This is a genomic window from Mesorhizobium sp. KR9-304 (assembly GCF_040049215.1).
Taxonomy (GTDB): domain Bacteria; phylum Pseudomonadota; class Alphaproteobacteria; order Rhizobiales; family Rhizobiaceae; genus Mesorhizobium_K.
Genome location: NZ_JBDZDN010000003.1, coordinates 415,909 through 437,632, shown reverse-complemented (window position 1 = coordinate 437,632; position 21,724 = coordinate 415,909). Strand labels below are relative to the sequence as shown.

22 protein-coding genes are annotated in these 21,724 nt (G+C 65.2%); 8 read left to right on the top strand and 14 right to left on the bottom strand.

Going from position 1 to position 21,724, the window contains the following annotated elements:
- Positions 1 to 5 precede the first annotated feature (5 nt).
- A complete protein-coding gene (locus ABLE71_RS18295; RefSeq protein ID WP_348784892.1) occupies positions 6 to 1,040 on the top strand; it encodes a nucleotidyltransferase family protein in 1,035 nt (344 codons plus the stop codon).
- Here the strand turns inward: ABLE71_RS18295 and ABLE71_RS18290 are convergent.
- Genes ABLE71_RS18290 through ABLE71_RS18280 form a run of 3 tightly spaced genes read right to left on the bottom strand, consistent with a single transcriptional unit; the run spans position 1,037 to position 2,752 of the window.
- The gene (locus ABLE71_RS18290; protein WP_348784891.1) at positions 1,037 to 2,020 is read right to left on the bottom strand and encodes a serine kinase; all 984 of its coding nucleotides are present in this window, start codon (positions 2,018 to 2,020) and stop codon (positions 1,037 to 1,039) included. The genes ABLE71_RS18295 and ABLE71_RS18290 overlap by 4 nt on opposite strands.
- Positions 2,017 to 2,457, bottom strand: coding sequence for a lasso peptide biosynthesis B2 protein (locus ABLE71_RS18285; RefSeq protein ID WP_348784890.1), 441 nt, complete (start codon positions 2,455 to 2,457; stop codon positions 2,017 to 2,019). Before ABLE71_RS18285 ends, ABLE71_RS18290 begins: the two co-directional genes overlap by 4 nt.
- A gap of 16 nt (positions 2,458 to 2,473) precedes the next feature.
- Positions 2,474 to 2,752 (bottom strand): PqqD family protein, encoded by a 279-nt coding sequence (locus ABLE71_RS18280; protein ID WP_348784889.1) that lies wholly within the window; start codon positions 2,750 to 2,752, stop codon positions 2,474 to 2,476.
- A 381-nt stretch (positions 2,753 to 3,133) separates the two neighbouring features.
- On the opposite strand from ABLE71_RS18280, the gene ABLE71_RS18275 reads away from it, so the two are divergent.
- Positions 3,134 to 4,084: a formyltransferase family protein gene (locus tag ABLE71_RS18275; RefSeq protein WP_348785157.1), complete on the top strand. Its 951-nt coding sequence runs from the start codon at positions 3,134 to 3,136 to the stop codon at positions 4,082 to 4,084.
- Positions 4,085 to 4,118: 34 nt separating this feature from the next.
- Here the strand turns inward: ABLE71_RS18275 and ABLE71_RS18270 are convergent, their stop codons facing one another.
- The 9 genes from ABLE71_RS18270 to ABLE71_RS18230 form a co-directional block, all read right to left on the bottom strand.
- Positions 4,119 to 5,594: a nucleotidyltransferase family protein gene (locus tag ABLE71_RS18270; protein WP_348784888.1), complete on the bottom strand. Its 1,476-nt coding sequence runs from the start codon at positions 5,592 to 5,594 to the stop codon at positions 4,119 to 4,121.
- Positions 5,584 to 6,294 carry a glycosyltransferase family A protein gene (locus tag ABLE71_RS18265; RefSeq protein WP_348784887.1) on the bottom strand — a complete coding sequence of 237 codons (711 nt, stop codon included), beginning with the start codon at positions 6,292 to 6,294 and terminating at the stop codon, positions 5,584 to 5,586. Before ABLE71_RS18265 ends, ABLE71_RS18270 begins: the two co-directional genes overlap by 11 nt.
- Positions 6,291 to 7,037 carry a glycosyltransferase family A protein gene (locus ABLE71_RS18260; protein WP_348784886.1) on the bottom strand — a complete coding sequence of 249 codons (747 nt, stop codon included), beginning with the start codon at positions 7,035 to 7,037 and terminating at the stop codon, positions 6,291 to 6,293. The genes ABLE71_RS18265 and ABLE71_RS18260 overlap by 4 nt, the downstream gene beginning before the upstream one ends.
- Before the next feature lie 7 nt (positions 7,038 to 7,044).
- Entirely contained in the window at positions 7,045 to 8,160 is a 1,116-nt protein-coding gene (locus ABLE71_RS18255; protein WP_348784885.1) for a serine kinase, read from the bottom strand.
- Positions 8,133 to 8,564 (bottom strand): PqqD family protein, encoded by a 432-nt coding sequence (locus ABLE71_RS18250; RefSeq protein WP_348784884.1) that lies wholly within the window; start codon positions 8,562 to 8,564, stop codon positions 8,133 to 8,135. The genes ABLE71_RS18255 and ABLE71_RS18250 overlap by 28 nt, the downstream gene beginning before the upstream one ends.
- A 273-nt stretch (positions 8,565 to 8,837) precedes the next feature.
- Positions 8,838 to 10,115, bottom strand: coding sequence for a nucleotide sugar dehydrogenase (locus tag ABLE71_RS18245; RefSeq protein ID WP_348784883.1), 1,278 nt, complete (start codon positions 10,113 to 10,115; stop codon positions 8,838 to 8,840).
- Between the two features lie 3 nt (positions 10,116 to 10,118).
- Positions 10,119 to 11,144, bottom strand: coding sequence for an NAD-dependent epimerase/dehydratase family protein (locus tag ABLE71_RS18240; protein ID WP_348784882.1), 1,026 nt, complete (start codon positions 11,142 to 11,144; stop codon positions 10,119 to 10,121).
- Positions 11,144 to 12,412: an FkbM family methyltransferase gene (locus ABLE71_RS18235; RefSeq protein WP_348784881.1), complete on the bottom strand. Its 1,269-nt coding sequence runs from the start codon at positions 12,410 to 12,412 to the stop codon at positions 11,144 to 11,146. The genes ABLE71_RS18240 and ABLE71_RS18235 overlap by 1 nt, the downstream gene beginning before the upstream one ends.
- On the bottom strand, positions 12,409 to 13,218 hold the full coding sequence (locus tag ABLE71_RS18230; protein ID WP_348784880.1) for a polysaccharide lyase: 810 nt from the start codon (positions 13,216 to 13,218) through the stop codon (positions 12,409 to 12,411). Before ABLE71_RS18230 ends, ABLE71_RS18235 begins: the two co-directional genes overlap by 4 nt.
- Positions 13,219 to 13,450: 232 nt before the next feature.
- On the opposite strand from ABLE71_RS18230, the gene ABLE71_RS18225 reads away from it, so the two are divergent.
- The 6 genes from ABLE71_RS18225 to ABLE71_RS18200 are packed head-to-tail and all read left to right on the top strand — an operon-like array spanning position 13,451 to position 19,495.
- Positions 13,451 to 14,656 (top strand): hypothetical protein, encoded by a 1,206-nt coding sequence (locus ABLE71_RS18225; protein ID WP_348784879.1) that lies wholly within the window; start codon positions 13,451 to 13,453, stop codon positions 14,654 to 14,656.
- The gene (locus tag ABLE71_RS18220; protein ID WP_348784878.1) at positions 14,653 to 15,894 is read left to right on the top strand and encodes a glycosyltransferase; all 1,242 of its coding nucleotides are present in this window, start codon (positions 14,653 to 14,655) and stop codon (positions 15,892 to 15,894) included. The genes ABLE71_RS18225 and ABLE71_RS18220 overlap by 4 nt, the downstream gene beginning before the upstream one ends.
- 4 nt (positions 15,895 to 15,898) lie before the next feature.
- Positions 15,899 to 16,990: a glycosyltransferase family 4 protein gene (locus tag ABLE71_RS18215; protein WP_348784877.1), complete on the top strand. Its 1,092-nt coding sequence runs from the start codon at positions 15,899 to 15,901 to the stop codon at positions 16,988 to 16,990.
- Complete coding sequence (locus tag ABLE71_RS18210; RefSeq protein WP_348785156.1) at positions 16,987 to 17,583, top strand: histidine phosphatase family protein; 597 nt, start codon at positions 16,987 to 16,989, stop codon at positions 17,581 to 17,583. Before ABLE71_RS18215 ends, ABLE71_RS18210 begins: the two co-directional genes overlap by 4 nt.
- A complete protein-coding gene (locus ABLE71_RS18205) occupies positions 17,580 to 18,725 on the top strand; it encodes a hypothetical protein (RefSeq protein ID WP_348784876.1) in 1,146 nt (381 codons plus the stop codon). The genes ABLE71_RS18210 and ABLE71_RS18205 overlap by 4 nt, the downstream gene beginning before the upstream one ends.
- Complete coding sequence (locus ABLE71_RS18200) at positions 18,722 to 19,495, top strand: polysaccharide deacetylase family protein (RefSeq protein WP_348784875.1); 774 nt, start codon at positions 18,722 to 18,724, stop codon at positions 19,493 to 19,495. Before ABLE71_RS18205 ends, ABLE71_RS18200 begins: the two co-directional genes overlap by 4 nt.
- Here ABLE71_RS18200 and ABLE71_RS18195 read toward each other — a convergent pair.
- Entirely contained in the window at positions 19,487 to 20,875 is a 1,389-nt protein-coding gene (locus ABLE71_RS18195) for an adenylate/guanylate cyclase domain-containing protein (RefSeq protein ID WP_348784874.1), read from the bottom strand. The two genes, ABLE71_RS18200 and ABLE71_RS18195, sit on opposite strands and share 9 nt — an antisense overlap.
- Positions 20,872 to 21,723 carry an MBL fold metallo-hydrolase gene (locus tag ABLE71_RS18190; protein ID WP_348784873.1) on the bottom strand — a complete coding sequence of 284 codons (852 nt, stop codon included), beginning with the start codon at positions 21,721 to 21,723 and terminating at the stop codon, positions 20,872 to 20,874. Before ABLE71_RS18190 ends, ABLE71_RS18195 begins: the two co-directional genes overlap by 4 nt.
- Between the last annotated feature and the right edge of the window lies 1 nt (position 21,724).

Genomic DNA, 21,724 nt, shown 5'->3' with positions numbered 1-21,724 from the left:
ACACATTGGACGAAGAGCGCCACACCCCACTGACGGTGCGCGAGCAGGTTCTCTTCGCGGCCCTTGCCGATCCGGAACGGGAGGTAAGCCCGCAGGACTGGACCGACGAGCAGGCGGCGCTGAGAATGCTTTCGGTCGCCCGCCTGCATGGCGTGCTGCCGATCGTCTGGCGCAAGTTCCGCACGATGCCTTCTTCCGACCTCGGCGAGGCGTTCCAGGCGGAGATGCAAAGAGCCGGGACAACGGTCACGCTCATGGCGGGTCAATCGCTGCTCCTGCGCCATCACAGCCGCGGCATCACCGCCGCCTTTGCCGATGCCGGCATACCGGTCGCGATCGTCAAGGGACCGGTCTTCGCCGAGCGGCTCTACCGGATGTCTACAGACCGGCCATTCACTGACATCGACCTTCTGACCGCGCCGGAAAACCTGGCGCGCGCAAATGCGGCCCTTCCCCCGCTCGGCTTCGTCGCACTGACCAAGCAGGTCTGGGACAGGTCCGACAGCAACCAGGAATACAAATGGGGCCGTTCCGACAATCCGAACGTCCTCATCGAGCTGCACGGCAATCTCGTGCATTATGCTTCTTTCCGTCGGCTGCTTTCCTACTCCTATGCCGACCTTATGCGCGCCGGAGACGGCGATCCGAACACGCCTGCCGCGCTCCTGATGACCGCGGTCATCCACGCCGCCTGCGGCCACAAGTTCCACCGGCTGCAATTCGCGGTCGATATCGTCCAGGCCGCCCGCGCCCTGCCCGACGCCGATCTGCCCTTGCTCGACCGGGCGGCCCGCGCCATCGGGGCGGAGCTTGAGCTCGCGGTCTCACTGAATCTCGCCGGCAAGCTGTTCGGCGACCGGCGCGTGCTCGATTTGGCTGAGCGCTTCTCGTCGGGTTTCACCGCCGCGCTGTCGAAGCGTCTGGTTTCGCCCGCCGCGGTCCACAATGCCATGAGCACGTCGGGGCGCGCGTCGCATGCAAGGCGCAAGGCCTTCCGCGGCCTGCAATTGTTGTCGCGGGTCGCGGGCGGGCGGCGCTAACCTCGGCCGAGCGCGTCGAGTATCGCCGGAGCGGTCGAGCGCGGGTCGGAGCCGACGGTCACCTTGAAAGTCGGCGCCGAAGAGGCCAGGCCGGCAAGGCCCGCGAAGCGCCGCTGATGCGATTTCAGCAGGCCTGTTCTGCCCGTCCGCACGTTGTCGGCGGCGAGCGACACGAGCGTATCGGTCTGGCTGAGCGGAGCCGCCACGGCGCGCTCGGCATTTCCGCGTTCCAGGAAGAAGACCCCCGCGATGGGCCGCCGCGCGGCAGTCTCCACGCGTATACGGTCCGACAGGGCGGCGCGCGTGATGGCCTGCTCACCCTCGTCGTTCCATTTGCCCTTCAGGTAGGGCTTCAGCCACGGCATCATCTCGGCCGTGTTGTGATGGACCTTGAGGTCGCGAGGCAGGCCCCACCCGGTCGCCTCGGTCCCGTCGAGCCGGATGACCATGGAATCGTCGGTGCACAGGCCGAAGCCGCTGTCGGCGAGCGCCAGCGAGGTGGTCGTCTTGCCCGTTCCGCTCTGCGCGAAGACCAGAACCTGTGCGTCGGTGCCGGGCACGGTCAGGCCCGCGGCATGCAGCATGAACTGGCCGGATGCGTCGACCGCCGCGTCGACCACCAACATGCCGGCGGTCGCGCCGACGCGCGAAACGCTGTCGGGCGCGGCGACTATCTGCGCCGCCCTGGCCTCTGGATCGAGCATCAGGGAGAGCCGGCCAGGGAACGAAAGGTAAAGTCGCCCCCCATCCTCGGCATAGACGCAGTCACCCTCCCAGAAGACCGGCCCTTCGTAGATGGTCGTGGCGGCACCCGGGATCGACTTGGGCGTTCCCTCCTGGATCGTAAGCGTAAACGCCGGATCGTTCGCCGTTTCGATTGCCAGGCCACGCAGTAGTGCCCCGAAGCGATCGGCCAGGCGGTCATCCTCCACGTTGACCCTGAGAACAGGCCCCATCAAGTCGAAATGACGGCTGATCAATGCATTGTCCTGTCGCCGGCCGGCTCAGGCGTTTCCGAGCGGTGAACGAAAATGGTAATCTGGTCGCCCTGCCGATCTCCGACGACCGGCTTGCCGTCCAGGCAGACCCAGCAATGGGCCGATATCCGGTCGGACGAGACCGAAGCGGGATCGACCGCGAAATGCAGCTCCGGCGAATATCCCGACCTGCGCAGAAACTCGAAGCCGAGAAGCCCCTCGCGAAGACAGCGGCGATCACGCATCAGCCAGGGGTGACGGACCGATTTGCGCACGCGGCGCGAGATGTACTCCGCCGGAAGGCCGGCATAGTCGACACGGCCTTGGGGCGACGCCTGCGCGAGTATCTCCTCGAAGGATTTGCCCGCGACCCGCCAGGGCAGCGATCGCGCCGCCAGCCAGAGGTCAATGCGAAACCGACAGGTTTTCAGGAAACTCACGCGCCGTGCCTGCCGTTCAGTTCTTGCCGCCGACGATGACGCCTTCCTGTATCAGGCTCGCGGCCAACTCGGCGAGATCGGCCTCCAGCATCTCGCGCTCGACTTCGTACTCCTCGGCCAGCAGATCGACGATGTCGGCGAGTGAACGCTTTCCGTCGACATGGCGCAGAAAGGCTTCGGACGTGTCATTGCACGAATAGAGCTGGCCGCTGTCGGCGAGCAGCACGACGGCGCCGTCTCCGACCGACTGGAAGGAGGCCAACGGCGACAGGGAATACACTTCGTCGTGGGGCATCGTTCAACTCCTCAGGCTATCGCGCCATAGCCGGGGTTCAGGGCGCCGCCAGCTTCTGAAGCGGAAGATCGCACCAGTCAAGTTCCAGGCCCAATACGCAAATTGCCAAGTTTGAGTTGCGGCTAGAGCGGTGCCAAGGAGTCATTCCCCTTTGCGGTAACCGCCGAAATCGTTTCGCGCTTCACCAATGCGGGTTTAGTATAGTGTTTTTTCATGGCAGATTTCCCCGAAGAATCGGTCTTCGTTATAATATCTGCGTCCGCAGGGTCAATCCGCGGGTCAGGCGCGGATTTGATTTCCTTGTCCTGCCCGGTCCGGTGAATCGTGACTGAACCAACCCCAATTCCCGCGGCCGGGGGCGGTCAGGTCCCATTGACCGCCGTGTTCTTCGTACATTTGTCCGGGATCGCCGCCCCCATGATCAAGGCATGGCTGGACGGCGGACACCGCATCAGCGCGATCGTCGTCTACCGTCAGAAGGGGCCCCGTGTGCTGTCCGAGCCGGTACAGTGGCTTAACCTGCAATGGTCGGTCATGCGACACCTTCGCCGCCATCGTATTCCCGTGATCAGGCCCGAACCGCCGCTGGACTGGCAGGACCTTTACCGGAAACTCGCTGCGGACGCACCCGACGTGGCGATCAGCTACGCCTTCATGCGCTTGATCCCTGACGGCCTGCTTGGGCTTTTTCCGCGCGGGGCGCTGAACTTCCACCCTGCCCTCTTGCCGCACTACCGCGGGCCTCAACCAATCCAGTGGCTGGCGATCGACGATGCCATGGAACGCTCAGGCGGAGTCACGCTGCACGAAATGACCAATGCCTTCGACGAAGGGGCGATCGTGGCGCAGGCGGCGATGTCGGACGTCTCCGGGACGACCGATCCCTCCGATTTCGTCGCAGACGCCCTCTCCTGCATGACGCGCCATGTCATTCCCGGCTATTGCGCGGGTGAAATCCAGGCGTGGCCGCAGCCGCCGGGCACCTATCCCTATGCCCACTACATTCTGCCAAAGCTGGTCGTACAGCCTCGTTGGACGCGCAAGTATCTGCAGGTCCTGTCGTCGGCGATCCGCAAGAGGCCGGGGGTTGGGATAAACGTTTCGGGCAGGAACATCCGTCTGCTGACTGAGGCCCGCGCACTCGGATCACCGAACGGAAAGCCTGCCACAGTGCGTTGGCGCACGGTCGAATTCGACCTTTCCGATCAACGCGTTGTCTATTGGCGCCACACTTGGTTAAACAAATTCATCAGCTATTTCCGAACGTTCGGGCGCCGATTTTCGCAGCCGGCCAGGGAAGTACCCATCCGCCTTGGCCCGTTCGACCCCTGATCCTGATCAGGCGGACCACTGATCGCCGCCAGCCTCATGTCTTGGGCAACAGACGCCTTGTTCGAAGGCGGACGACCCTGAATGGCGTCGCGGCGTAACGCTCAACCAGCGCCTGCGGCGCGTTGGCATTGAATATGCGCGAGGCCGCCGCCACCAGCACCGGCGCTGTATCGTCAGGCGCCAACTCCACGGGAACGTTGAAACGCAGCAGCCGTTCGCGCCTGCCTCGATTGAGGACGATGGCCCTCAGCCGCGCGTGATGCCGGCCATGCGAATTGAGCTCGAAGTCTATCCGCCTGGACGCTGGGGGGAGGTCGACGGAAACCGTTATGTCCAGGCTGCCGCGCCAGGCCTCGCCCGGCTTCCGATCCGGCAGGACAAGCGGTTCTTCCAGCACCTTTGCGCCGGATGCAGTCACGCTGCCGCCGGTCAGCAGCGAGGGGAGCACGACGCGACGACGATCGCCTGAAAAGCGTCTTCGGTAGGTTCGCATGAGCCGGCTCTGCTTCGCCACGGCGCGCGCGAGCCAGAAAAAGCCGATCCTGTCCGTCTTCGGCCGCGTCTCCGCAAGTGCGGCAAGCAAGGAGACAGGGCGGCGTGCCGCCTTCTTCTCCAGGCTGACGATGACCGATTCCGGCACCGGCCGCTCGAGGCGTTCGCGCGCATAGCCCAGCGCCGTGGCTGCGGCCGCGTGCAGGCGTCTGCGTTCGATGATCTCTTGCAGAAGCACCCAGTCGACGCCGCTGTCGATGGCGACCGCAATGTCGACCAGCCAGTCGCTGCTCTTGTGCGCGTCGAGGGATCCATGCGCGATTGCGATGGCGACGGCATCGGTAGCGGAGGGCACGCGCACGGGGGTATAGGCGATCGCACCGCTGGCTGAACGGTCCCAGATCGCTGCGTCCTCAGCCGCCGATTCATACGGCGGGTGAAATGCCGTGCGGTGAAGGTCGAGGTTGCCGAAACGCCCGCGCACCAGATTGATGCCGACCGCGCCTGCCAGGTGGCCTGCGTGATATACCGCAGTCCCGGACTCCGCCGGCAGCCATCCGTCCGCCGTCAACAGGTCGAAGGCGCGCTTCAGGTCGTCAGGCCGCACGACGACATCGACATCGTTGACGACACGCCCGCGTGCGGTTGGGCCTCCGGCGGCCAATCGGCCGGCGCCCTTGATGACCAGCATGTCGATCGAGGCGGCCGCCAGTACGCGCAGGCCGCCGCCGGCTTCGCCGATGACCATCTGGCTCTGCGACCAGTTCGCCCGCTCGATGCCGCCGATACGCGCGCGCATGGGGCTTTCCGGGGCCAGCGCCCTCAGCCGCCTCGACGCGAATGCGATGAGCCTCATCTCGCCTGCGGTCAGGTGGTCGAAGTCCGCCGACGCCTCGAATTCGTGCCAGGCGGCCGCCGCGGCATTCGAGTCGTCGAGCATCGCTGCGCGCAACAGCCTGTCGATCGAGGGCCTGGGCCAGGCGCTGCGCAGCAGGAGCGCTAAAATCTTACCCCTCATCGCGAGCAGGTCCCGTCCCGCTTTCCGACGCCATCCGCCTCTTTCGTTTCAACGCATTGTGGACTGCGACGAGATAGCCCCGGTTGCGCTCCGCGTCACGGTTGCTCGAAAGACTGCCGGCCCTAATCCGGCGCATGGCCAGGATTTCTTCCAGCATCAAATGCCGGTGCCCCAGATCGCGGCTGCGGGCGAGCCAATCGACCATTTCTCCAAGCATTCCCGGCATATCCGTGAAATCCCCGACTTTGCGCGCGGCGTCGGTGCGGAACAGCAAGGTGGTGCGCGTCCAGAGCCGCGTGACCGCGCCATCGCCTTCTGGATCGGGCGCCTGGCCGTCCGGAAATTGGCGTCCCAGTGAGAAGACACCGGCCAATCCAGGGTCCTCCTCTAGCGCGGCCAGTTGGCGCTCGATCTTCGCGGGCAGCCAAAGATCGTCTGCGTCGAGCGTCGCGAAGCAGGGAGTTGCGACGCGGCGGAATCCCGTCGTCGTGGCAGCGCCTGGGCCACCGTTCTCCTGCCGGACGACCGTAATCGGCCCGGCCATCGCGGCTGCTACCGACGCCGTCTCATCGGTGGATCCGTCGTCGACGACGATGATCTCCTGCGCGGGAACCGACTGGCCGAGGATGGATTCAACCGCCTGCCGAATGGTTCCGGCAGCGTTGTAGGCGGGAATCACAACCGAATAGGCCGGTGTCACGCGCCAAACCCCTCCTCGATTTTATCCCGCCTAAGAAACATCTCCGAGAAAACCTTGGGAACCTCTACCTTCCCCTTCATGCGGTTGCGCGCCGCCCATTTGAGGCTCGCCAGCATGAACTCGCGCTGCATTTCCTGAACGTTCAGCGTAACGTTCGCGTCGTGCCTGCGATAGTAGCAGGCCAACCCGTCATCCAGGACGAGGTTGAACTCCCGCTCGATGACGCGCAGCACGAAATCGGTGTCGCATCCCTGGCGAAACGTCTCGTCAAACCTGCCGACGCTTCGGATGACCTGCGGGCGATACATCGCGGATTGCAGATAGGGTCCGCGGATTATCTTGGTCGCGCTTTGGGCCGCCGGCGCCATTTGCGACTCGTCGGCGATGGAGAACATCTTCACCAAGCCGTAAAGCACGTCGATGCCGGGATCGCCGGCGAGAAGCGAGCGCTGGCGCTCGATCCTCCCGGGTACGGAGAGATCGTCCGCGTCCAGGAAGGCCACGAAGCGGCAGTCGTCGCGTATATGATCCAATCCGGTGTTGCGCGCGGCGGCGATGCCCTTGCGGGGGTTCTGCAGCAGGCGGACCTCGGGAAAATCGGCGGCTAGAGACTCCACGACCGGTCTGGTCGCATCCGTGGAGCCGTCATCGACCACAATGATATCCAGATCGACGGCATCGCGCTCAGCCAAGAGCGAGCGGATCGCCGCATCGATGAAACGGTCGGCGTTGAACGCCGGCATGATCACGCTAACCGGAATGCTCCGCCTCCCTTTCGAGGAACGATCTGATCGAAGCGGCGATCTCCGCCGGTTCTTCCGACAAGCTTACCCGATAGGCTGGCAGGCGTCTGGCCAAGTCGGCAAGGAACCTAAATCCTTCCCCTGCGTCGCCTGCAAGCTGGAAAACCGAGGACGGCGCCAGCGCCAGTGCCGCCCTCTGCGCGGAAACACGTTCGATCCGTGTGTGTTTCGATCGGGCGATCTCGGGCAGCAACAATGCGCGGATGTCCATGCGCTCGGCAAAACCATCAGGCGAGAGCCTTGCCGCGTCGAACTCTATCTTGCCATGCCAATTCAGCCTTCGGTCCGCAAGGCGCTCCGGCGGCAGGCCAGCGCGGCGAAGTCCTTGCGGGTCCTGCTTGAATACCCCGAAGACCGAATGAGCCACGACCCCATCGCCCTGCTCGACGAGTACATAGTCGTCGCCGACGCTGCTCAGGCCATTCAACAGGCCCGCCAACGTCGTGCCAGACTTTCCGGAGCCGCTTGCGCCAACCATCAGCGCGCCCCGCCCGTTGTAACCCAACGTCGCCGCGTGTGTCAGCCGCATGCCGGCGGCTGCGTAAGCCCAATGCAGGAACAGGCGAAGCGGAGACCCCTCCTCCCAAGGCGGCATGCCGAGTGGGGTTGGAAGCGTCTGGACGCCGATGCCGGCCGCGGAATCGAAGAATTGCCAGGACGGCGCGTCGTGGTCGTAAAATCCGCGCACATTGCCGAGCGCGAGCGTCCTGTCGAATTCGCGAGACGAAAAGCCGCTGCTTTCGCGCCACGCCGCGGGCATTTCCCAGCCTTCCGCCTCGGCATCCAGCGCAAATATTTCGGCGGCGGCTTCGAATGGTCGGGCGCTCTCGCGCAGGACCAGCTTCCTGCCGCACAGATCGGCCAGGGCCTCGCTTGCGAACCACACCGTCATGTCGAGACGAGCCAGCCTGAGGTCGCGCCGGAAGAGGCGCGCTTTCGGAAAGGCGGCCGCGGCGGCTAGGCGACCCCTGGCATAGGCGAGAAGGCTCTGCATCGACACGTCATCGACGGGCCGCCTTCTCGATCCTGCTTCGATCACGGATTGGGTCGTGGCGCTGGCCATCCCGCCTGCTCGTCCACGTCATGGATGGGATCGGCGAGAATCAGCTCCGCAAGGTCGTCGAAAACCTCGATCCTGGGTTCTTCGCCGGACCAGGTTTCGTTGATCGGCCCCTGGGCGTTGCCCGCCTCGGCGTCTTGTGGGCGGATGAGCTTCAACTCGATCAAACGATCGACGAACTCCGAAGAACGTCCGGTCAGCGATGGCTGATGTGCCTCGATGCTTTCCAAAATCGCCGCCGGGCTCAGTCCCGCGACAAGCAAAGACCATATTTGCGACGCTATGCCATCGAGACTGAAGTAACGGCCGTCGCCCAGATTGAGGATCACGATCTTTCCATCGAAATCCTCCGCGACGACATCGGGCGCGTTTATTGCATAGCTGCCTGTTGCGATCATGGGCGTCATTTGCATGCCGGTCCAGAAATGCTCCAAGTGCGTCAGCTGTGGGGACAGCCCCGCGCAAATTCAAGATTCGTCCCTCGACGGCAACGGCATGGATGCAAAGCCAGGCTTCGTATCATCCTTCGCGGCGGAAGAGATTTGCAAACTGGCCGACCGTGCCCCTATCGCATCGATCTCGCCCGTCCCCTCGCCAACCGTCTAATTGCTCGCATCCTGTTTGGCAAGATCGGCGCCCGGCAGCAAAAGCCTTGTGCGCGGCGACATGCGGAGCCTCCGTTACAGGCGTCCGTCCGTCTCGTCCTTCCCGAATATGCCCTTGACGTCGTAGAGCACGGCCGCGTCCTTGCCGAGCGCCCGAACGCCCACCGCGCCGGCCTCGATGAACTCCCGGTGCCCCACCGCCACCACCACTGCATCGTAGGCGCCCTGCAAGGGCTGGTCCGAAAGGCAATCGAGGCCAATCTCGTTCTTGCAGGTCTCGGCCGATACCCACGGGTCCCAGACGTCAACCGACGCGTTGAACTGCTTCAGCTCCCGCACGATGTCGATCGCCTTGGAATTGCGCATATCCGGGCAGTTTTCCTTGAAAGCCAGCCCCATCACGAGGATACGGCTTCCCACCACCGGAAAGCCGCGCCGCATCATCAGCCGGGCGACCTGGTCGGCCACATAGCGGCCCATGCCGTCGTTGATGCGCCGTCCGGCGAGGATGACCTCCGGGTGATAGCCGGCCTCCTGGGCCTTGTGCGTCAGGTAGTATGGATCCACTCCGATGCAGTGGCCGCCGACCAGACCGGGGCGGAACGGCAGGAAATTCCACTTCGTCTGGGCCGCCGCCAGCACTTCCAGCGTATCGATGCCGAGCCGGTTGAAGATGATCGCCAGTTCGTTCATCAGCGCGATGTTCAGGTCGCGCTGCGTGTTCTCGATGACCTTTGCCGCCTCGGCCACCTCGATCGAGCTCGCCTTGTGCGTGCCGGCGCGTACGACCGAACCGTACAGCGCGTCTATCGCGTCGGCAGCCTCGGGCGTCGATCCGCTGGTGACCTTGGTGATCGTCGTCAGGCGATGCTCGCGGTCGCCGGGATTTGCCCGTTCGGGGCTATAACCAACGAAAAACCCCTCGTTCAGCCTAAGACCCGACAGCTTTTCGAGGATCGGCACGCAGATTTCACGGGTGCAGCCCGGATAGACCGTCGATTCGTAGATGACCACGCCGCCGCGCTGCAACGCCTTGCCGACCGTTTCCGTGGCCAGGATCAGAGGCTTGAGGTCGGGCCGGTTGGCCTTGTCGATCGGCGTCGGCACCGTGACGATGAAAATTCCGCATCGGCGCAAGGCGTCAGGGTCGTCGGTAAATTCGATCTGCCCTGCGCGCCCGAAATCCTCGGGGGCCACCTCGAGCGTCGAATCGCGGCCGGAAAGCAGTTCGTCGATGCGTTGCCGCCGGATGTCAAAGCCGACGACCGGCCTGGTTTTTGCGAACTCCATCGCAAGCGGCAGGCCGACATAGCCGAGCCCGATCACGGCGATCGTTTTGTCGTCGAGTTCCATGGTTCAGGTCGCCCGTCCGGATTGCGAATGCACCTCGGCCAGGTACCAGTCGATGAACTTGGTCATGCCCTCCCTGATGCCGGTTCCCGGTCTGTAGCCGGTCAGCGCCTCAAGCAGCGCGGGTGAGCCCGCGGTCCGCAGGACGTCGCCGGCCTGCACTGGCAACAGGTTCAATCGTGCTTTCTTTCCAAGGATTTCCTCGATCGTCTCTATGTAACGCATCAGGCCTACGGTTCTGCCGCCAGCGATGTTGACTTCGCGATAAGGCGCAATCGCCGACAGCGTGTCGGTCACCCCGGCCGCCACCGGACTGCCGATTTCCGGAATGCACCCGACGAGGCGCGTGACTGCCTCGACGAGGTCGCCGACATAGGTGAAGTCACGCTCGTGGGCGCCGTCGCCGAAAACGTCGATGGGCTCGTCGTTCAGGATCGCGCGGACGAATTTGAACAGCGACATGTCGGGCCGGCCGTTCGGTCCATAGACGGTGAAGAAACGGCATACCGTCGTCGGAATCGCGAAAAGATGCGCATAGGAATACGCCATGACCTCGCCTGATTTCTTGCTGGCAGCATAAAGCGATACCGGGCGGTCCGTCGGGTCCGTCTCCACGAATTCGGGCTTGTCCGACATGCCGTAGACGGAGCTTGTCGATCCGAACAGGAAATGCCGCGGCTTCACCGCCCGGCAGAGTTCGAGCACGTTCACCATGCCCAGAAGATTGGCGCTCGCATAGGCCTCCGGCTTCTCCAGGCTGTAGCGCACGCCGGCCTGGGCCGCGAGGTGGATAATCACATCCGGCGCGGCCCTTTCGGCCGCGATCCGCAAGGCCGGCGCGTCCTCGAGCATTGCCTCGAAGGCCAGGAATCCCGGTTTGGCGCCCAGGATTTCGTGCCGTCTGCGCTTCAGTCCGACATCGTAGTAAGGGGTGATGCCGTCATAACCGACGACCGAATGGCCATCTTCCAGCAGCCTGCTGGCGAGGTGAAAGCCTATGAAGCCCGCCGTGCCGGTAATGAAGAACCGCATCAGCCGGCGGCCTCTGGCGCGAGCAGGTAATTGGCGTGGCCTTTATCGGTGAAAATGCGCAAGACCCGATACTTTTCCTGCCGAAGCCAAAGCATCAGGGCCGGCGTGTTGCGGTTGGCGATCTCGATGAAGATCAATGGCTTATTGCCCCGGATCAGTTCCCGCGAGCCTGCCAGCACGCTCATCTCCATTCCCTCGACATCGATTTTGAGCAGATCGACCCGACCCGATACCATCGAATCGAGCGTCGCGACAATGACTTCACCCGCCGGATCGGCCTGCAGGCTGGTGGCGCCGAGTCCTCCCCGCCCGGAAAATACGAGCCGCGCGCGGCCTTCGCGGTCCGAGACGCCTGTGCCGAGGCGCAACAGGTCGACATTTTTCAGCCGGTTGCGTGCAACGCTCGCCCGCAAGGCGTCCGCAGCCGCCGGCAGCGGCTCGAACGGCAGCACAGACGCCGCCTTCATGGGACCGGCGAAAAACACAGTGTGGTTGCCCGTGTTGGCCCCGACGTCGACGACATGCGCGCCGGGCTTGACCACCTTGCGCAGTTCCTCCAGTTCCATCGCCTCGAAGAACAGGCCGCGCGACTGTTCGCGCTCGATGCCCGCGTTCCGGCCCGTATAGGGCAGATAATAGGTTGCATCGCCGTGGACGATCGGCAGGAACACCGGCTCGTCCGCCAGCCGTTTCAGCACATAGTCCGTCGCTTCCGCATCGAGCGGCTGCGGCTCGGCATCGAGCTCCAGCAGCGGCTGCGCCGATTTCAGGCAGCGGGCATTGCTCCAGATGTCGAACAGATAGTCGAGCTTCCAGTTCTTGCCGCCACTCGCGGCGACGCGTTCGAGCGTATGCAGCGCCAGTTCGGTGCGCACTAGGTGAGCGTCCGGCATCCACCAGTATAGCAGCGCATGCGGCAGCCTGTCCGCCGTGTCGAAGGCCAGCCGGCTGAGTTTCGCCACCGCATCGGCGCTGCCGCGCGGATGGGCCGCACCGAAGATCGCCTCGTAGAGGCCGAGCGCGGGAGCCGCGAGTTCGAAGGCGTCGTCCGTCAGCCCCTCGCCCGGCGCAAGCGCAATCATCCACTCCGCCTCCGCCTCTGCGGCGAGCCTGGCAGCGCCCAACCTGCCCGAGAGGCTGTCCGGCGGATGGCCGGTCAGGCCGAGGGCTTGCACGGCTTCGAACCCCCCGTTTGCGGGCAGGCGCTCAGGCGGCTTGCCGGCGAGCGAAACGACGGCAACCGTCCCGGCAATCCTGGAGGCGCTCATGCCTTGTCCGCAGGTGTGGGGACCGCGCCGGGGTCGACGGCGGCAAAGCTGTCTGCGCGGCTGTAATTGTCGTGATAGACGACTAGAGGCTTGGTGATTTCGCCGCTGGCATAGACGCCGAGTTTGAAATACGGACCTTTTATCTCGTTGCGATAGCCGAGCGGCCCGTCGAAGCGGAACAGGCTTTCACCGCCGAGAAATGCATCGATGCTGGAATCCCCGTTTCTCGACCAATGAATTCCGAACACGAAATCCAGCCAGGCCCCGCGGGCGATCCGCGGTATCTCGTGGAAGACGTAGCGTTTTTCCGGGTCCTGCGATGCAACTTCCGAAAATGCCCCAGTGAAGCGCAGCGCTCCGTCTAGGTAGCGGATCGCCAGCGGCGGCTTGCCGGCGGGATCGCCGAGTTCGGCCTGGTCGTGCCATTGCGCCAGCACGACGCCGACGCCCTGCGGCGGCGCAAAATCCTTGGGCAGATAGGTGGAGAAGCCGTACCAGGTGTCCGCCTCGAAGGGCGCGTTGTACCAGTCGCGCAGTTCGGCTCGAAAACCTTGCGAGACGTAATCGCCCGGCCTGATCTCGAAGCGGCAGGATTTGGCGCCGCTGCGCACGACGTCGCTCTGGATCACCGCCGAATAGTCCTTCGCCAGGCGCCGGACGCTCCAGCCCGAAAAATCTCCGCTTTCGAAGTCCAGCCGCACCGATCGACTGCCGCGCGGGTCGGTTTCCAGCGCTCGGGCGATGTCCCGCTCCTCCTCCAGGGTTCGCCCCGATGCGGCGATGCGCTGTGCATCGGTTCTGGCCATGATCACCTGCCTTGCAAGCTGCTGGAGAATTGACCGCCGGTCCGGGCGGACAACGGTTTCACGTCATTTAAGGCTTCGACGGCTTCTGCGAAAGCCCTGCGCCGTGCGCCCGCGTTTGAAGCCCCCGTTTGAGCGAAGCTATTCACAAATGGGCTCCCGGACGTTAATGGTAGCGTGCCTCAAGACGGCTATTCCGGTTGCGCGGCCAGTTGATACGAAGCGGGATCATTGTATGCGTGACGGAGTCCAGCAGGCGAACCGCGCCCCGCATATCCTGCTTTACAGCCACGACACGTTCGGGCTCGGCCATCTGCGCCGCTCGCGCGCCATCGCCGAAGCGCTGGTGTCCTCGCTCGAGGGGTCGTCGGCGCTCATCCTCACAGGATCGCCGGTCGCCGGACGCTTCACCTTCGCGCCAGGCGTCGACCACATCCGCATGCCGGGCGTCGTCAAGACGATCGACGCCGACTATGTCTCGGAATCGCTGAATCTGGACATCGAGCAGACGACGGCGCTGCGCGCCAGCGTCATCCTGGCTGCCGCCGTCACGTTCAATCCCGACCTCGTCATCGTCGACAAGGAACCGGCCGGCTTTCGCGGCGAACTGACGACCACGCTCGAAATCCTCAAGGAGATGGGCCGCGCCAAGATCGTGCTTGGCATCCGCGATATTCTCGATTCCCCCGAGGCCCTCAGCCTGGAGTGGGAACGCAAGGGCGCGCTCGACATCGCCGACAAGTTCTACGACCAGTTCTGGGTCTATGGCGACCAGAGCATCTACGACCCGCTCCAGAGCCTCGACATTTCCGACGATTTCAGGCGCAGGGTGCACTACACGGGCTATCTTCGCCGCGCCGTACCGCAGGAATCGCCCGCGACCCTGCCGCACAAGCCTTACGTGCTGGTGACGCCGGGTGGCGGCGGCGACGGCGAGGCATTGGTCGACTGGACGCTCAGGGCCTACGAGAACGACCCGACGCTGCAGCCCGATGCGTTGATCGTCTACGGTCCCTTCCTCAACGGCGAGCGGCGCATGGCGTTCGACCAGCGCGTTGCCGCGCTTGAGCCGCGCGTCACCGCGATCGGCTTCGATTCCCGCATCGAAGGGCTGATGCAGAACGCGCTCGGCGTGGTCGCGATGGGCGGCTACAACACGTTCTGCGAGATTCTTTCCTTCGACTGCCGGGCTGTCATTGCCCCACGCACCGTGCCGCGCATGGAGCAGCACATTCGCGCATCCGTCGCCGAGGAACTCGGGCTGATCCGCATGCTCGACCGGGAGCGCGACGGCGACGGCCCCGAAGTCATGGCCAGGGCGATCCGGGAACTGCCTTTCCAGAGCCCGCCCTCCGGCAAGGCTCCGGCCGGGTTCATGGACGGGCTGGAGAAGATCATCGCTCTGACGAAATCGCTCATCAGCACCCCCGCCAAGGCATGAACGACGCATTACCGTCCGCCGGGCGGCTCGCTGTCGTCCTGAAGGGCTGGCCGCGGCTTTCCGAAACCTTCATCGCCCAGGAACTCGTGGCGCTGGAAAATCGCGGCTTGCGCTTCGAGGTCTGGTCGATGCGCCATCCCACCGACAAGAAGCGGCATGCGCTTCACGACGCCCTGAAGGCCACGGTCACCTACCTGCCCGAATATCTTTACCAGGAGCCGTGGCGCGTGCTGAAGGGCCTCGCCCACTCGGCGCGCCTGCCGGGGTTCGGCGCCGCCTTGAAGCTCTGGCTGAAACATCTGGTCCACGACCCCACGCCCAACCGCGTGCGCCGTTTCGGCCAGGCCGCGGTGCTGGCGCGGGAAGCGTCCCCCGACCTCAAATTCATCTATGCCCATTTCATGCATACGCCCTCTTCGGTCGCGCTCTATGCCAGCGTGATGCGCGGCGTCGCGTGGGGGTTTTCGGCGCACGCCAAGGACATCTGGAAGTCGCCCGACTGGGAAAAGCAGGACAAGCTCGCGCGCTCGACTTTCGGCGTCACCTGCACGAGGCTCGGCGCGGAACATCTGCGCAGCCTTTCCGCCGACCCCGGCAAGCTCGACCTCGTCTACCACGGCCTCGACCTGTCGCGCTTTCCGCCGCCTCCCCCTGCCCGGCCGCCGCGCGACGGATCGGGCGAGCCGGTGACGCTCATCTCGGTCGGCCGGCTGGTCGAGAAGAAAGGCTACAACCTGCTGCTCGACGCGCTGGCCAGACTGCCGCCTTCGCTGAACTGGCGGTTCGTCCATATCGGCGGCGGCGAACTTTCTGAGACTCTCAAGGCGCGGGCCCGGAAGCTCGGGCTTTCCGAACGCGTCGAATGGCGCGGCGCGCGCGACCAGAGCGAGGTCGTCGCCGCCCTGCGCGAGGCCGACATCTTCGTGCTGCCCTCCCGCATCGCCAGCGACGGCGACCGCGACGGCCTGCCCAACGTGCTCATGGAGGCGGCCAGCCAGGAACTGCCCATCCTGTCCACCAGCGTCTCGTCGATTCCCGAATTCATCGAGAACGGCAAGCAGGGCGTGCTCGTCGAGCCGGACGTGGGCGAACTGGCTTCGGCCCTCGCCGCCATGATCGCCGATCCCTATGGCCGCGCGGCACGTGCCGAAGCCGCGCGCGAGCGGCTGGTCGAGCATTTCGGCATGGACGCCGGCATCGACAGGCTGGTCGCCCGTCTGCGAAACGCGCTGGCTTAGGCCGATGAGCGCCGTCGCCTTCTACGCGCCCCTTAAGCCGCCGGAAGATCCCGTCCCCTCCGGCGACCGCACCATGGCGCGAGCCCTGCTCGCCGCGCTTGACGGAGCCGGGCTTGGGGAAGTCCATCTGGCGAGCAGGCTGCGCAGTCGCGACGGCGCCGGCGATCCTGCCGCGCAGGACCGCATCTGCGGCGATGCCGAACGCGAGATCGAGCGGCTTTCGGCCGGCCCGCGCCCCCGCCTCTGGCTCACCTATCACAGCTACTACAAGGCGCCCGACCTTCTCGGTCCGCGACTTTCGCGGCATTGGGGCATCCCCTATGCCCTCGTGGAGGGCACCCGCGCGTCGAGCCGCCTGCAAGGTCCCTATGCGCGATTCGCCCAGGCCGCCGAAGCCGCCTGCGATGCCGCGCAGGTCATCTTCTATCTGACGGAATACGATCGTGAGGCGCTTGAGCGCGATCGCGTTCCCGGCCAGCGGATTGCCAGGTTGCGGCCTTTCCTCGCGGCTGAGTCGCTGCCGCCCTGGCGACCGCCGCCGCGCTCCGACACGTTCCGGTTACTTACCTGTGCGATGTTCCGCGCCGGGGATAAGCTGGCGAGCTACCGGGCGCTGGCTTCGGCGCTGGCTCTGGTGACATCGCAGGCCTGGTCGCTGACGATCATCGGCGACGGGCCGGCGCGGGCGGAGGTGGAGGCATTGTTTTCGCGGTTTGGCGACAAGGTCAGGTTTGCCGGCGCGCTCGGCCAGGAAGAGATCGCCGCGCGGTTGCGTGACAGCGATCTTCTCGTGTGGCCGGGCGTGGGCGAAGCGTTCGGCATGGTCTATCTCGAGGCACAGGCGCAGGGCTGTCCCGTGCTCGCCGAGGACCGGCGCGGCGTCAGGGATGTCGTGCGCGACGGCGGCTTTCTGGTCCCGGCCGACGATCCGTCCGCCTATGCGGGGGCCATCGAGGCGCTGATCGCCGACCCGGACCTCAGGCTCGCCGCGGGACGCAAGGGGCGCGACCGGATCGCCGCGGAACATCTGCTGCCCGCGGCGCGCGCCGCCTTGACCGCGGAGCTTCTGCCTCTCCTTTCGGATCGACCCCGCTGATTACCGCGCGCCTTGCGCTGCTGCGCCATGGCCATACCGCGTGGAACCGCGCCGGCCGCATACAGGGGCGTACCGACGAGCCGCTCGACGAGCGCGCGCGAGAGCATCTTTCCCACCTGCGGCTGCCGGAAGAATTTCAGGGGTCGGCGCTGTTTTCCAGCCCGCTTGCCCGCGCCGTCGAAACGGCGCGCATCATCGCCGGACGCGAGCCGGTCATCGTGCCCGCGCTGATCGAGATGGACTGGGGCGGCTGCGAGGGCCAATGCGGGATCGACTTGCTGGAGGACCGCAATTCGGGTTATCGCCACATCGAGGAATGGGGATGGGATTTTCAGCCTCCGGGGGGGGAGACCCCCAGGCGCGTCTGGGAGCGGGTCAAGCCTTGGCTGGGCTCGGTCGAAGGGCCGGCGGTTGTCGTTTCCCACATTGGGATAATGCGTGTATTGCTTGCCCGCGCGACGGGCTGGAATTTCGACGGCCCGGCTCCGTTCAGGGTCAAGCGCGACCGCCTCTATCGCGTCGACGTCCATGACGACGGCACGCTCTCGCACGACAACGAGCCATTGCGCCTGATCCAGACCGGCAGTGCATGAAACGCGTTTCCATCCTCGTCACCCATCTGCTCGGCACCGGACATCTCAGCCGCTCGCTGATACTCGCTCGCGCCTTGCACGACGCCGGTCTTGCGCCGCAGCTCATCTCGGGCGGCATGCCGGCCGGACATCTCGACCTTTCCGGGGTCGATTTCGTCCAGCTCCCGCCGGTGCGCTCCGACGGCGCCAGCTTCACGAAGCTGCTCGACATTTCAGGGAATCCGGTTGCGCCGGAATTCATGCAGGAACGCATCCGCGTGCTCAAGGCGGCGCTCTGCGCCAGTCCGCCGGATGTGCTGATAACGGAACTCTTTCCGTTCGGCCGCCGCGTTCTGCGCGAGGAATTCGAGGCCGCGATCGCCGTGGCCGAGGCCATGCCTCGGGCCCCGCTCGTCTTTTCGTCGATCCGCGATATTCTCGCGCCGCCCTCCAATGCGAAAAAGGCGCAGCAGACGGAAACCTGGCTCGCCGAGCATTATGACGGCGTGCTGGTGCATTCCGACGCCGGCGTGGTGTCGCTGGAGGTCAGCTGGCCGGTGACGCCGCGGATCGCCCGGCTTTTCCACTATACGGGCTTCATCGCGCCGCCCATGCCGGTCGAGGACTCCGCCGGAGGGGAAGGCGCTGGCGAAATCATCGTCACCGCCGGCGGCGGACCGGTCGGGCGCAAGCTCTTCGAGACATCGATCGAGGCAGCGCGCCTGGGCAACAACCGCTGGCGGCTTCTTGTCGGCGGCAGCGACGCGGAAGCGGTCTGCGCCAGGCTGAACGACCTCGCCAACGGCGCTCCCGTCTTTGCCGAACCGCTGCGCGCCGACTACCGCGCGATGCTGATGCGTTGCGCGGCCGCCGTCGGTCAGTGCGGCTACAACACGGCGATCGACTGGCTTCAGGCCGGCGTTCCCGGCGTCTTCGTGCCGTTCGCCGAGGCCGGAGAGGTCGAGCAGACGCTGCGCGCCGCGTCGCTGCGCAAACGTTTCGGCTTCGGCCAGATCGCGGAGGAGGATCTCACCGCGGAAAACCTCGCCGCGGCCACGGCCGCCGCGATCCAGCGCGGACGCTTCACGGCGAACGGGCTGAAGTTCGACGGCGCGGCGCGCACAAGCCGCATTCTCGTCGACCTTTTGAGCGCACGCGGATGAAGCGGCTGCTCCCTGCCGCGACCGCGGAGCTGGAACGCTGGCGCGGCGAAGACCTGACCCTGCCGATCTGGTGGCGCGATGACGACGCCGTCATGCCCACGCCCGCGCTTGAACGGCTGATCGCGCTGGCCGACAGGTTCGAGGCGCCACTGCATCTCGCCGTGATTCCCGAGCCTGCCTCCGCCGAACTCGCGGACCGGGTGAGGACCGCTCCCGACATCTTCGCGCTCACGCATGGATGGAAACATCTCAATCATGCGCCGCCCGATCAGAAGAAAGCCGAGTTCGGTGCGCATCGTCCTAGCGGGACAATGCTCGAGGAAATCGCAGCCGGTCGCCGCCGGCTGGATGAACTCTTCGCGGCTCAGGCCCTGCCCGTTTTCACGCCGCCCTGGAACCGCATCGCGCCCGAATTGCTGGACGGCCTGCCTGCGATCGGTTTTGCGGCAATCTCGACCTTCACGCCGCGCAAAGCCAAATTTGCCGCCCGCGACCTGCTGCAGATCAATACGCATCTCGATCCGGTGGCCTGGAAGTCGGGCGGTGGCCTGCTTGATCCCCGGCTGCTTGACGCCCAGCTTGCGCGGGAACTCGCTGCCCGCAGGACAGGCGGCGCCGACTACGCGGAACCTTACGGCATCCTCACGCACCATCTGGTGCAGGACGATGCCACCTGGGCTTTCACGGAGGCGATGCTTGAGGTTTTCGCTTCAAGCCGGGCAGCCGCCTGGACGCCGCCGCTGAAAGAATTTCGCAACGCTTCAAGCTGACGGTGCAAGGCTCTCGCGCCGGCTCCAGACCGCCAGCGCCGTGCCGGGCGCCAGCCCTTCGAGCTCGACGTCGACGTCCATGAAACGCGGCATACGCGCCGGCACATAGCCCTGCCCGATCGCCGCGTCGAACGTCGACCGCGTGACCACCGCGGCGCTGTCGAAGATCTTGTTGGCCTTTTCCAGCTTGGCCGCGACATTTACCGTGGAGCCAATCACGGTTACCTCCATCCGGTCGCTGTCGCCGACCGCACCGAAGATGATGGGTCCGGCCGAAACCGACAGGCCGATGCCGTCCCGGACCAACTGGCTGAGGCTGGCGTCGTCACCCCACAAATCCGTGTCCGCAAGGATCGCATCCACGGTCCTCAACGCGTCGGCGGCATAGGTGTCCGACGGCCTCACGGCCCCGAAGGTCGCCATGATCCCGTCGCCCATGAACTTGTCGATGACGCCGCCATTTGCCTGGATGATCGGCACGACGCGGCGCTGGTATGCGGTGAGCATCGAGATTGCGTCCGACGGGGGGAGGTTTTCGATCAGCCGCGAGAAGCCCCTTATGTCGACGTTCAGGATCGCCGCCTCGCGGGCTCTGCCCTCGCCGGGCGCGATGGCGTTCTCGCCCGAGCGTATGTCCTCGACCACGCTGCTGTCGAAGAAGCGGGAGAGCCGTCTTGCCGCCATCGTCTCTGTGGTGGCGCGGATCAGCAGCACCCGGCCGCGATAGAGCGACAGGCCTATGATGCCGGTGACCAGCATCATCGCCAGGATCTTTTCCAGTTCGGCGCCGGGCAGCACGGCGTCGCCTGTCGCGTACTCCACGAAGTTGCGGGCTATGTGCACTCCTGCCGGATCGCCGAAGATGGCGTAGCCGACCATCGCGATCCACCCCGCAACCGCCGCCACACCCGCCACCAGAACGAAACGAGGATCGAATCTCAGCGCGCGCAGCGCGATGAAGACGAAGACGAACGTAACCGTGGGCGCTTTCAGGTAGAAGGATGGAGGCTGGTCCAGAAGAACATGGAAGCGCCAGATGACGAAGTAGAGCAGCGCCATGTCGAAGACGATCGAGAAGTAGATCGTCCAGTTGGGCAGCCGCCGCCGGGTCGCCCAGAACAGAAGAAGCCCGTTGACGACCATATAGGTTCCAACGGCAAGGGGAATGAGGAGGAAGTCGTTGGTCCGAAGCTGCGGGGACAGCAGATAAAGAGCCCCCCAGACGGCGGCGATGATCAGTTGGACGATCTTGGCCAGAACCTCGCCCCGGTTCTCCTGCTCCTGTATCGCCGCCGCGACCTGCGTCGGCATCGCCTTCGTCGCGCGGGCCCCGAGCAAGGGGATCAGCCAGCGCTGGTAGCGCGCCTGCAAGGGGGTCACGTGTCGCCGTGCTCCGGCTTGCCGAAGAGCTGGAAATGTTGCCCCTGGCGCGCCGCGAACGAATTCGGGTAGACCTTGCGCGCCGCATCCTCGATCGCCTGCTGGTCGACGTCGGTGCGCATGTGCATGTGGTGGAACATGCCCCAGTGGCGCACGCCGGCCTCGGCGCACAGCGCGCCGCACTGCTCCCAGGTCGAGTGGCCGAACTTCACGTAGCGAGGATACTCTTCCGGTGTGTACGTCGTGTCGAGCATAGCGAGATCGGCATCCTTCGCCAGGCGAAGGATTTCCGCGTCGCCTGCGCCTGCGTCATGCTCGAAATCGGTGAGGTAGCAGAAGGTCGCCCCCGCACGCTCCATGCGATAGCCCACCGCGCCGTTCGGATGCGTCAGACGGCCGGTCACGATACGGACGCCGGGAGACGGTTGCAGCACGTCGCCGGGCGAGAACTTGCGGTACTCCACGTCGGCGCGCATGTAGTCCTTGGTGATCGGAAAGTAGGGCGGGCGGAAGATGCCGTCGACCAGTTGCTCGGGTGTCGAGCCGTCCAGCATGTGGCCTGCCCAGATGCGCAGCTTGGCCTTGTTCCAGAAGGCCGGGAGGAAATAGGGCAAGCCGATGATATGGTCGTAGTGGACGTGGCTGAAGAAGAGGTCGATCTCGGTGACGCCCTCCTCGAGCAGCGCCTTGCCGAGCGGGATGATCCCGCTGCCGGCGTCGAAGATCATCACGCCGGCGCCGGCGCGAACCTCGACGCAGGCGGTATGCCCCCCGAACTCGAGCGCCTCGGCGCCCACCATCGGAAACGTACCGCGCGCGCCCCAGACCCGGATATCGATGGCAGGCATC